Raw genomic sequence first — 12,062 nt, forward strand, 5'->3', positions numbered from 1 at the left:
GCACGGTGATCGGCTCGCAAATCTCACTCACGGTGGGGGTTGTGGGGGTGGCGATTTCTTTCCTGATTGGTATTTTGATGGGCGGAATTTCGGGCTACTACGGCAGGCGTATTGACCTGGTGATTCAGCGGGTTATCGAGGTGCTGCTTTCTATACCGCGTCTGCCTATTCTGCTGGCACTGGCAACCATCATTCCCGCCAATTGGCCCAGCACCTATGTGTACATGGGCATTGTGGCGGTGCTGGCCTTTATCGGCTGGGCCAGTCTGGCTCGAGTGGTACGGGGCCAGGTAATTGCCCTACGCGATACGGAGTACGTCATGGCCGCCAGGGCTTTGGGACAAAAAGACCTGACCATCATTACCCGCCACATTACCCCCAACATCAGCTCGTACCTGATTGTAGCCGCCACCCTGGCCCTGCCCGGTTACATCCTGGGCGAGAGCACCCTATCGTTCCTGGGCCTGGGGGTTAAGGAACCCATGGCCAGCTGGGGCCTATTGCTGGCCGATGCTCAGGATTTATCGGCTCTGAGCCAGTACCCCTGGCTGCTGTGGCCTGGCGCTTTTATTGTATTGTCGGTACTTTGCTACAACTTTGTGGGCGACGCGCTGCGCGATGCAGCCGATGTGCGGAGTATTGACTAAGGGGCCTTTATCCCCAGCGGCAGGTCAAGATCCCGCATAGCGGTCTGGTAGATTTCCCAGGCTTCTTTAGATAAAGAGGTTTCGAGCAAACGGGCCACAATGGTTTCATCGGTGGGCTCGAGGTGCAGCGCCCTGAGCCACGATGCAGGCTCGTTGGCAGTTAGCAAGCGGTGCAACAAATTCTCGCGGCAGGCAGACCGATAGCGCTCAAGTTCGGGGTGATCCATCCCTTCAAACGGCAGGGTGTCCTCTGGGGTGGTGCGCCACAGATCCACCCATAGCTCTGGCACGGTCACCAGGCCATAGGGTTTCAAAAAATACCCCGGAGCACGGCTGGGTCGTCCGGGTTCCAGGGTGCCCAACAGCTCCGACCACAATACCCGGAACTCCCCATCCGAGACCTCGAGGGTTTCCAGCAGGGCTTCTTTGCTCCAGTCGCGGATCAGCAGCAGGGCCAGCAGCACTCGAGTTTTTTCGCGCTTGAAGCGAGCTTCCTGGTGGCCCACCCACACCCGCAGCATGCCCCGTGCGCAAATCTCAACGCAAACGCCGGGGTGATAGGGCAGATCCAGCTTTCCAGCTTCCCACAAAAGCCTGCGGCTGCGGTGGGCAGGCGGTGCAAACAGCGTAGCGTCAAGCAAAAAGGGATAGCGTTCCAGCAACCCGCCCGTATCGGACTGCCAGTGGGCGTTTTCGGCCAGAGCCAGCAAGAAGGGGTCGTCCACTCCAGCGAGTGCGGGCAACACGAAGGGCTGGCCCCGGCGCAGGTGAGCCTGGGCCGACATCAGGGTCATGAAGGCTTCTACCCAGGCGTCTCCCGACTCACGGGCATACCGAACCATATCGCCAAAAGCCTTGCTTTCTCCCAGGGCTGCAAGCCCTCCCAGCGGCTCAACCTTGAGCCGGGCAGGGCCACCCCGCGACAGCGACAGCGAGCGGCTATAGGCCTCTCTGGCCTCCTGCCAGCGGTTCTGTGCCAGCAGAGCGTGCCCCAGCCGGGCCTCGGCCAGGGCCACCACAAACGGACTACCCAGGGTCTCCCCTTCGCGTCGCCCTCGTTGTGCTACGGTTTCAGCCACCCTGGCATCACCGGCTACCGCTTCCAACAACGCAAGCAACAAGGTTCCTTCACGGTGATTTTGTGGTGCGCGGGCGGTGGTTGCGGTCTTTATTTGCCGCAACTCGGTCAATGCCCGCTCAGGCTGCCCACTACGCAACCAGACCCTGGGACCATCCAGTCCAAGCGCAACCGCCTCTTCCACCCTTCCCGCATTGAGTAAATTTTCGGCCCATAGCCGGGCTACTTCCTCGGGATAGCGTGCTCGAGCCGCTACCAGGTAGCCCTGGGCTCTAGCAGGTTCAACCGTATCCAGGTACAGTCGTGACAAACCCAACAAAGCCCGTTCTAAACCTTGTTGCAGCGCAATCTGATAGACTTGCTCGGCTTCGGTGTAGCGCCCCGCCTGGCGCAAACCTTCACCCTGCAAGAAGCGCAACCCTGGGCGGGCATGCAGCATGGTATCGGGCAAGCGCTCGAGCATCGCCAGTACGGTATAGGTCAGCCCCCTGCAAAGCCAGTCTTCCCCCTTGCTCAGTACCAGGTCAGCCGCATGGCCAAGACGCCCCGCTTCCAGCAGATACCCCGCGGCCTGCACATCTTCGCCCCGCTGCAACACGGCATCTGCCGCTCTGGACAGCAAGTTTCGCACTTCCCCCGGCTCTAACAACGACATCAATGCCTGCCGAACCAGCGGGTGAAACCGAATGTGTCCCCCTACGTTTTCGAGAAGTAAGTCTGGAGCGTAGCGCTCGAGCAGGCCCCTATCGCCCACCCACCCGGCCTCCTCGGGCCCCAGCTCGCCCAGCACGCTGGCCCGGGCTGCCAGTTGCAGCACGCCCTCCGGCAGCGCAGGCACCAGGTAGGCCAGCAACCCGGAAGGGTCGGGATGGTCGTAGAAGGCTTGTTCTGGCTTGGCGCCCCGCTGCATGGCCCGCAACAACAGCCGCAGGCCCAGGGGCCAGCCCCGTACCAGACTGTGGGCCTGTTCCACCTCAAAGGCTGGCAGTTCGGGTGCAATAGCCTCGGCGAGTTGCAGCGCCTCCCCGGCATCAAAGGCCAGGTCGTTCTCTCCAAGTACCCGTCCAAGTACCTCCCAGGGGGCCGCCCGCCGGGTCAGTACCGCTATGCGCAACCCCGGAACCGGCGTCAGGGTGCGCAACAAGGCCGCTGCCTCGCGGCTGCCAGCCCGCTGGGCTTCGTCCAGCACCAGTAAGTGTGGGGGCAGGTCAGCCAGCGCTTCCACGAAAGCCTCGCCGGCACTGGCCCAGGCGCCCCGCTCGAGGGCGCCCGCGACCGCCTCCAGACCCTGACCCAGACGTGGGGTGTAGGCTTCTACCAGATGCCAGCCCAGCACCACCGGGTCGGAACAGTCCTCCCCCAGGGTGATCCAGACCGCAGGCCAGGAGGCCAGGAGCGTTGACTTGCCATAACCGGCTCCCGCCGCCAGCACCAGCACGGGGCTTTTGGCGTAGCCCTGGTGCAAGACCTCGAGTAGCCGCACCCGCTCCACCTCCCGCGCCGTACGGGGCGGAAGCAGACGGCTTTTGGGTACCTGGTAAGGCATTGGCCTTAGTTTAGAGCACTCGTCCCTCGGCTTGGTGAAGCAAGCGACTACCAGAAACCAGGGGCAATGTGTCCCCGCAAAAAAGACTAAAGTGAAACCAGGATTTACTCAGGAGGCCAGAATGCGTCAGTCCATAACTCTAGATGGCAACGAGGCGGTAGCCAGGGTAGCCCACCGGCTCAATGAGGTCATCGCCATCTACCCCATCACACCATCCTCGCCCATGGGCGAGTTCGCCGATCAGTGGAGCGCCCTGCGCACCCCCAACTTATGGGGCACGATACCTTTTGTCCAGGAAATGCAGTCTGAAGGGGGGGCTGCTGGGGTCGTGCACGGCGCATTACAGACCGGTGCCCTTACCACCACTTTTACCGCCAGCCAGGGCCTGCTGCTGATGATCCCCAATATGTACAAAATTGCAGGGGAGCTGACCAGTACGGTCTTTCATATTGCCGCACGCTCCCTCGCCACCCAGGGATTGTCCATTTTTGGCGACCATTCCGACGTAATGGCCACGCGGGCGACCGGTTGGGCCATGCTATTTGCCGGATCGGTGCAGGAGGCCCAGGATTTCGCCCTGATCGCCCAGGCCAGCACCTTGAAAAGCCGGGTTCCCTTTTTGCACATCATGGACGGGTTCCGCACCTCCCACGAGGTTCTGGAAATTGAGTCTCTGGATGATGAAGACCTCCGCGCCCTGATGGATGATGAACTGATCCGCGCTCACCGGGCCAGGGCCCTCACGCCCGACCGGCCCGTGATGCGGGGCACAGCGCAGAATCCCGATGTGTATTTCCAGGCTCGAGAAACCGTCAATCCCTATTACGAGAAGGTTCCGACCATCGTACAAGGATACATGGACAGGTTCGCCGAGCGCACCGGACGGCCGTACCGGCTGTTCGAGTATTTCGGTGCGCCGGATGCCGAGCGGGTGGTGGTCTTGATGGGTTCTGGGGCCGAAGCAGCCCACGAAACCGTGGAATACCAGCAGGCCCAGGGAGAGAAGGTGGGAGTAGTCAAGGTACGGCTCTACCGTCCTTTCAGTGTTGAAGCCTTCCTCAGCGCTTTGCCAGCCAGCGTGCGGGTAGTCGCCGTGCTGGATCGCACCAAGGAACCCGGCAGCGCAGGAGAGCCGTTATATCAGGATGTAGTTACGGCGGTGGCCGAGGGGATGCCCGAGACGCGCCCAAAAGTGATTGGGGGGCGGTATGGGCTATCCTCCAAAGAGTTCACTCCAGCCATGCTGGTCGGGCTTTTTGAAGAGATGAAAAAGCCCTCACCCAAGAACCACTTCACCCTCGGTATCCAGGACGATGTTTCCCATACCAGCCTGCCCTACGACCCCAGCCTCTGTATTGAACCCCCGGAGGTCAAGCGTTCGGTTTTCTGGGGCCTGGGTTCGGATGGAACGGTGGGGGCCAACAAAAACTCGATCAAGATTATCGGCGAGGAGACCGATTTCTTCGCCCAGGGCTATTTCGTTTACGACTCCAAAAAGGCTGGGGCCCGCACTATCAGCCATCTGCGCTTTGGCCCCCGGCCCATCCGCAGCACCTATTTGATTGCAAAGGCCGATTTTGTGGCCGTGCACCAGTTCGGGTTTTTCGAGCGCTACGATGTACTGGGAACGGCCCAGGACGGCGCCACCCTGCTCATTAACAGCCCCTACAGCCCCGCCGAGACCTGGAGTTACCTGCCCAATGAGGTACAGGCCCAGATTATCCAGAAGAAACTGTCGGTTTATGCCATCAACGGGTATAAGGTCGCCCGGGATGTGGGGCTGGGCAACCTGATGAACACCGTGATGCAGGTCTGCTTCTTCGCCATTTCCGGGGTGTTGCCCCGCGAGGAAGCCATTGGTCGGATTAAAGAGGCCATCCGCAAGACCTATGGCAAACGGGGTGAGGCCGTGGTACGCAAAAATTTTGCCGCTGTGGATGCCGCCCTGGCGCACCTGCACCCGGTGGAAGTTCCGTCATCCCCCAGCAACCCCTTGCACCTACCCCCGGTGGTCTCGCCCCTGGCCCCCGAGTTCGTGCAGTCGGTCACCGCGCCCATGCTGGCGGGTAAGGGAGATGCACTTCCGGTGAGTCTGCTTCCTGCCGATGGCACCTACCCCACCGGCACCAGCCAGTGGGAGAAGCGCAACATCGCTCAGGAGGTTCCGGTCTGGGATCCGGCAGTCTGCATCCAGTGCGGCAAGTGTGTGCTGGTCTGTCCGCACTCGGTGATCCGGGCCAAGATTGCCACGCCCGCCGATTACGCTACTGCCCCAGCGGGCTTCCAGACTGCAGGGGCCAGATGGAAGGGCCTGGAAGACCAGCTCTACACCCTGCAGGTGGCCGTAGAGGACTGTACGGGTTGTACGCTTTGTGTAGAGGTCTGTCCGGCCAAAAACAAAAGCCAGGTGGGGCGCAAGGCCATCAACATGGAACCGCAACTTCCCTTGCGGGAACAGGGCCGCCAGCACTGGGAGTTCTTTTTGAATCTACCCGAGTTTCCACGCCGCGATGGCCTCAACTTTAATAACGTCAAGAACGTGCAGTTGCTGCAACCCCTGTTCGAGTTCTCGGGAGCCTGTGCAGGCTGCGGAGAGACCCCCTACCTGAAGCTCTTGAGCCAGCTGTTCGGAGACCGCAGCGTGATTGCCAATGCCACCGGGTGCTCGAGCATCTACGGGGGCAACCTCCCCACCACTCCCTGGAGCAAGAACTCGGAGGGTCGCGGCCCGGCCTGGAGCAACTCTCTCTTCGAGGACAACGCCGAGTTTGGCCTGGGGATGCGCCTGAGCCTGGACAAGCAGAACCAGTACGCCCTCGAGCTTCTGACCCGGCTACACCAGGAGGTCGGGGCCGAGCTGGCCGAAGCCCTGCTCAATGCCGACCAGACCGACGAGGCCGGCATCGCAGCCCAGCGCGAGCGGGTTGCACTGCTAAAAGACCGATTGCAAGGCCTGCAACACCCCCGCGCCCGTGACTTGCTGAGCCTGGCCGATGTGCTGGTACGCAAATCGGTCTGGATAGTCGGCGGCGATGGCTGGGCCTACGATATTGGTTTTGGCGGGCTGGATCATGTGCTGGCCACCGGCCACAACATCAAGCTGCTGGTACTCGATACCGAGGTCTACTCCAACACCGGCGGGCAGTCCTCCAAAGCCACCTCGCTGGGGGCAGTGGCCAAGTTCGCCTCGAGCGGCAAAACCACCCCCAAAAAAGACCTGGGTCGCACCGCCATGAGCTATGGCTACGTGTACGTTGCCCAGGTTGCCATGGGAGCCAACGATGCCCAGACCGTGAAGGCTTTTTTGGAGGCCGAGAGTTTCCAGGGCCCGGCCCTGATTATCGCCTACAGCCACTGCATAGCGCACGGTATTGATATGGCCAAGGGCCTCGAGCAGCAGAGGCTGGCGGCTGAGTCGGCGTACTGGCCACTCTACCGCTACGACCCTCGCCTCAAGGCCGATGGCAGAAATCCCTTCCAGCTTGACTCGAAGCCCCCCAGGATTGGCTTCAAAGAGTATGCCCTCCACGAAAACCGCTACCGCATGCTGCGGCAGATCAACCCCATGGAAGCCGAGCATCTGTTCCGGGTAGCCCAGGACAGCATTATCGCCCGATGGAAGGATTACGAACAGATGGCCAGGGCTGTAGAGACTACCGAAAAACCCGCAACACCTGCTGCCGCAGGGGAGGAAGCGGCGAAGCTCGCAACACCTGCTGCCGCACGGGAGGAAGCCAGATGACACCTGACCTCAGTACCAGCTATCTCGGCCTGAAGCTAGAACACCCCGTGGTGGCCTCGGCCTCGCCCCTTTCCTATACCCTGGACGGTATCCGCGAGCTCGAGGACGCCGGTGCGGCGGCGGTGGTGATGTACTCGCTTTTTGAGGAGCAGATCGAGCAAGAGAGCCATGCACTGCACCACTACCTCGAGTATGGCACCCACAGTTATGCTGAAGCGCTGGATTACTTCCCGGAACCACAAGAGTTTAATGTGGGGCCCGATCAGTATCTGGAGCTTATTCGCCGTGGCAAAGAAGCGGTTCGAATCCCCCTGGTTGGTAGCCTGAACGGCGTCTCCCCTGGGGGATGGACCGAGTACGCCCGGCTCATGGAAGAGGCTGGCGCCGATGCCCTCGAGCTAAACCTGTACTACCTTCCCACCGACCCTGGCATGACTGGCCTCGAGGTCGAGGAAATGTACCTGGATGTGGTTCGAGACGTGAGTCAGAGCATTTCGATCCCCATTGCGGTGAAGGTCGGGCCTTACTTCAGCAACTTCACCCACATGGCCGCTCGTTTTGTCCAGGCTGGGGCCTCGGGGCTGGTCTTGTTCAACCGCTTTTATCAGCCTGACCTAGACCTGGATCGCCTCGAAATTACACCCAACCTGGTACTGAGCCGTGCCGACGAGCTGCGCCTGCCCTTAACCTGGGTGGCCATCCTGTACGGGCGTATCCAGGCCGATCTCGCCATCACCACCGGGGTACACTCGCACCTCGAGGTGCTCAAGGGCATGATGGCCGGGGCCAGGGTGGCCATGATGGCCTCAGAGCTGCTCAAAAACGGGGTCGAGCGCATCGGTGAAACGGTTCAAGAACTGCAAACCTGGATGCTGGAACACGAGTACGAATCCATCCAGCAGATGCAGGGCAGCATGAGCCAGATTCACGTCGCCAACCCCGATGCTTTCGAGCGCGGCAACTACATGAAGGTACTCCGTTCCTGGCGGCCTGATCCGACCGGGATGCTGATCAGGTGAACTGACCGATAGCCTGGTAACAGGATTTTTGTTCTCCCCTCGACCCCATACCCAGAGTCGAAGGTCAAAAACTAAATGTCAGAAACCCTTGTTAAGGCACCGGTGGTCTCGATAGTTGATTAGCAGTCTCAATCCCGGTAGTCTCCGCAGAGATTTGGGCCTGGCATCGGGTTGTGGAGTCCCGCAGGTAGCAGTCTCAATCTGGCGTATCTTAGGTTCACCGGCCCCAGGCCGACCAACGACCTGAAACCAGCAACATTTTTGTGATGTGAGCATTAGCACATTGAACCCGGTGACTGAGTACCGGCAGGCAGTGTGTAACAAGGTTGTAACAAACCCTGGGTAAACTCTCCTCCATCAAGTCTTGGGGTTCGAGATGGCATACCTACGGGGCCTAGGGGTTTATCTACCCATTGCGCGCATGACCAGCGGCGAGATCGCTGCGGCCAGCGGGCTGCCGGAGTGGGTGGTGCGCGATAAGCTGGGCATTTATCAGAAGCCCGTTCCGGGCGCCGAAGATCATCCAGCCCGTATGGGTGGCTGGGCCGCTGAGCAGGCTCTGGCTGATGGTCGGATCGAAGCCTCGGCGGTAGACGTGGTCATGAGTATCACCGACGAACACAAAGAATATCCGGTCTGGACCAGCGCCCCCCTCATTGCCCAGATGGTAGAGGCGCACAGCGCCTGGTGCTTCGACCTCAACCAGAAGTGCGCCACCTTCGTGACGGCCCTGGCAGTAGCGGAAGGCCTCTTTGCCAGCCGCCCGGAGGTGCACACGATTCTGATTGCCGGCGGCTACCGTAACGGCGACCTGATTGACTACCGAGATGAAGCCGTGCGGTTCATGTACGACCTTGCAGCAGGTGGGGGCGCCGCCGTGCTCACCCGCAATGGGCCAGGTCTGAAGCTGCTGTCCAGCCAGCTCAAGACCGATGCGGTTTTAGCCAGTACGGTGCGGGTTCCGGTGGGAGGCACAGTAGCCCCGCTCAACCGCTCCAATACTGACCAGTACAAGCTCCGCGTGGCCGAACCGGAATTGATGAAATCGCGGCTCGAGCAAACCTCGATGCCAGGTTTTATGGAGGTTATCCATGGGGCCTTGCAGCAAGCAGGCTACACCGCGGCCGACCTGGATTATCTGGCCCTGCTACACATGAAACCTTCCGCCCATAAAGCAGTGCTGGATGGCCTGGGGCTCTCGGAAGAACGATCCATTTACCTTTCGGATTACGGGCATCTGGGCCAGATTGACCCCATCCTCTCGATTCAACTGGCGAAGCAAACCGGTAAGATTGGCCCCGACAGCATTATCGCGCTGGCAGCGGCGGGGGTGGGGTATCACTGGGGTGCGGCAGTTTTACGCTGGGAAGAAGTGGAGACGGAGGGGGTATGGAGCTAAACCCCAACTGGCTGGCCCGCCTGGCGGAATACCACCCAGACCGCCCAGCAGTTCTTTGGCGTGGGCGCTGGATCAGCTATGCCGATCTCTACCAGCGCGCAGTACGGGCAGCCCAGTCGCTGGCGGGTCTGGGAATTCAACCTGGAAGCCGGGTAGGGGTCTTGAGCCTCAACCACATCGGCTACCTTGATCTCTATTTTGCTGCGCCGCTGCTGGGATTCATCCCCACGTTGTTCAACCACCGCCTGAGCGAGGCCGAACTCCAGAATCTGGTTGAATACACCAGACCAGAGGTATGGTTCTACGGCGAAGATTTTTCTGAGCAGTCCCGCAAGTTGCATCGCTCTTCATACCCCCTCGAGTCCCTGCAAACCCTTCCGGCCCAGCCGCTTCAAGCCTACCAGGCGAGGCTCGAGGACACCGCTCTGATCCTGTTCACTGGCGGCACTACTGGACTGCCCAGAGGAGCCCAGATTCCCTACCGCCAACTGCTGACCAACGCCTTCCAGACCTGCATGAGCTGGGGTCTGCAACCCCAGGATCGCTACATTGTTGCAACCCCCATGTTCCATGCAGCCCTCAACGCCCTCTGCACCCCGCTGCTCTATCTGGGCGGCAGCGTAATCCTCCAGGAAAAATTTGACCCCGCCGAATACCTCCGCTGGGTCACAGAGCATCAGGTCAGCCTGCTGTTCCTGGTGCCCACCATGTACCAGATGCTGGCCCAGCACGCCGATTTTGCCTCAGCCAGCCTTCGCGGTGTGCGCTGGGCCGTCTCGGGCGGGGCACCCTGCCCGGCCCCGGTGCGTCAGGCCTTCAAAACCAAACAGGTTCGCTTTAAGCAGGGTTACGGCCTGACCGAGTGCGGCGTGAACTGCTTCACACTGGACTTGGATGAAGCCGAGCAATTTCCCGAATCGGTAGGGCGCCCCATGCCCCATCTTTGGGCCCGGTTAGTGGATGCCCAAGGAGCAGAAGTTCAACAAGAAGGCGAGCTTTGGTTGGGAGGGCCGGTGGTCATGTCGGGTTACTACCGGCAACCGGGCGACACCACCGAGGCACTGGTAGAGCATGAAGGTCGAGTCTGGCTTCGTACTGGCGATCTGGCCCAGCGCGACGAGGCCGGACGCTATTACATTGTGGGGCGGGCCAAGGAGATGTTCATCTCCGGTGGTGAGAACGTTTACCCCATCGAAATTGAACGCGCTCTCTACGATCACCCCGCGGTACTGGAGTGCGCCGTGGCAGGGGTGCCCGATGCAAGGTGGGGTGAGGTGGGAATGGCCGCCATCGTGCTGAGGAGTCCGGCCAGCGAGGAGGATTTCCGCATCTTTTTAAAGAGCAGGCTGGCGGGGTACAAGGTTCCCAAACACTTTTTGTTTCCCCTCGAGCTGCCCAAAAGCGGCCCCGGCAAAATCCTCAAGACCGAGCTGGTAGCACGTTTCAGGGAGCAGCATGCCTAAAATTTCCATCAACGGAACCGAGCTGTACTACCAGATAGACGGTTCTGCCCCCGGACGAAATCTGGTGCTGGTTCTTGCCAACGGCATCTTTCAGCGCACCGAGGCCTGGGAGCCGCTAATGCCGTTCTTGCAAGGCTTCACGGTACTTCGCTACGACATGCGGGGGCAGGGCCAGAGCGCAGTAGCCGAGGGAGCCTATACCCCTGAACTCCACGCCGATGATTTACAGATGCTCCTGCAAGCACTGGGTATTGAAGACTATCACCTGTTAGGGCTTTCCAATGGGGGTATCGTCGCTCAAATTCACGCTACCCGAAGACCCAGGGGCCTACAGAAGTTGATTCTGCTCTGTACCACACCTCGAGTGGATCCCTTAATCCGGGCTAAAGTTGCAAGCTGGCAGCGGGCTCTGGAATGGGGTGGAACCAGAGTCCGCCTTCAAATTGCCCTGCCCTGGATCTGGGGTCGGGCCTTTCTGGAAGCTCACCCCGAAATCGATTCGCCCGCAGCGCTGGATCAGATGTACGTTATGTCTCCCACAGTGGAAGCCCAGCAAAATCTGATGACTGGCTTCCTAACCCTGGACGATCTGCGGCCCCAGCTTGGCGCCATCCATGCGCCCACCCTGGTGCTTTCCGGTGAGGAGGATCTTCTTTTCCCGCCCCACTACAGCCAGGAGATTGCAGACGCTATACCCAGGGCTGTACACCGTGTGCTGCCCAGAGTGGGGCACGTCGCCGCCCTGGAGAACCCAACCCTTCTAATGCAAGAAATCAAGTCCTTTTTGGAGGTAACGGCATGAAGTTCACAGTCGGTGATTCGGCCAGCTACAGCCAGACCCTCAGCGAGGCCAGCATTGCTCTGTTTATTGGCGCAGTGGGAGATACCAACCCCTTGCATGTAGATGCGGAGTTTGCCCGCAAGAGCCGTTTCGGCCAGCGTATCGCCCAGGGAATTCTGGTCGCAGGGCTGATCTCGACCGCCATCGGAACCCGGCTGCCGGGGGTGGGGGCGGTTTATCTGGGTCAGAGCCTGAAGTTTCTACGGCCCACCTTCATTGGCGACACCATCACCGCAACCATCACGGTCAAAGCCATCCGCGAGGATAAGCCCATCCTGACGCTGGAAACCGTGTGCACCAACCAGCACGCTGAGCGGGTCATCGAAG

General features: G+C 60.4%; 8 protein-coding genes. 7 read left to right on the forward strand and 1 reads right to left on the reverse strand.

Annotated features, from left to right (window positions below):
- A partial coding sequence (locus Q0288_RS13445) for an ABC transporter permease (RefSeq protein WP_299431256.1) occupies positions 1 to 647 on the forward strand: 647 nt, incomplete at its 5' end.
- On the opposite strand, the gene Q0288_RS13450 is transcribed toward Q0288_RS13445, so the two are convergent.
- Positions 644 to 3,271: a hypothetical protein gene (locus Q0288_RS13450; protein ID WP_299431258.1), complete on the reverse strand. Its 2,628-nt coding sequence runs from the start codon at positions 3,269 to 3,271 to the stop codon at positions 644 to 646. The two genes, Q0288_RS13445 and Q0288_RS13450, sit on opposite strands and share 4 nt — an antisense overlap.
- A gap of 121 nt (positions 3,272 to 3,392) precedes the next feature.
- On the opposite strand from Q0288_RS13450, the gene nifJ reads away from it, so the two are divergent.
- The 6 genes from nifJ to Q0288_RS13480 form a co-directional block, all read left to right on the forward strand.
- Complete coding sequence (nifJ, locus tag Q0288_RS13455) at positions 3,393 to 7,013, forward strand: pyruvate:ferredoxin (flavodoxin) oxidoreductase (RefSeq protein ID WP_299431260.1); 3,621 nt, start codon at positions 3,393 to 3,395, stop codon at positions 7,011 to 7,013.
- The gene (locus tag Q0288_RS13460) at positions 7,010 to 8,032 is read left to right on the forward strand and encodes a dihydroorotate dehydrogenase-like protein (RefSeq protein ID WP_299431263.1); all 1,023 of its coding nucleotides are present in this window, start codon (positions 7,010 to 7,012) and stop codon (positions 8,030 to 8,032) included. The genes nifJ and Q0288_RS13460 overlap by 4 nt, the downstream gene beginning before the upstream one ends.
- Before the next feature lie 376 nt (positions 8,033 to 8,408).
- On the forward strand, positions 8,409 to 9,431 hold the full coding sequence (locus tag Q0288_RS13465; RefSeq protein WP_299431266.1) for a 3-oxoacyl-ACP synthase: 1,023 nt from the start codon (positions 8,409 to 8,411) through the stop codon (positions 9,429 to 9,431).
- Positions 9,422 to 10,894, forward strand: coding sequence for an AMP-binding protein (locus Q0288_RS13470; RefSeq protein WP_299431268.1), 1,473 nt, complete (start codon positions 9,422 to 9,424; stop codon positions 10,892 to 10,894). Before Q0288_RS13465 ends, Q0288_RS13470 begins: the two co-directional genes overlap by 10 nt.
- Complete coding sequence (locus Q0288_RS13475) at positions 10,887 to 11,696, forward strand: alpha/beta hydrolase (RefSeq protein WP_299431271.1); 810 nt, start codon at positions 10,887 to 10,889, stop codon at positions 11,694 to 11,696. Before Q0288_RS13470 ends, Q0288_RS13475 begins: the two co-directional genes overlap by 8 nt.
- A partial coding sequence (locus Q0288_RS13480; protein ID WP_299431273.1) for a MaoC family dehydratase occupies positions 11,693 to 12,062 on the forward strand: 370 nt, incomplete at its 3' end. The genes Q0288_RS13475 and Q0288_RS13480, both read left to right, overlap by 4 nt.

The organism is uncultured Meiothermus sp. (assembly GCF_937863175.1).
Classification (GTDB): domain Bacteria; phylum Deinococcota; class Deinococci; order Deinococcales; family Thermaceae; genus Meiothermus.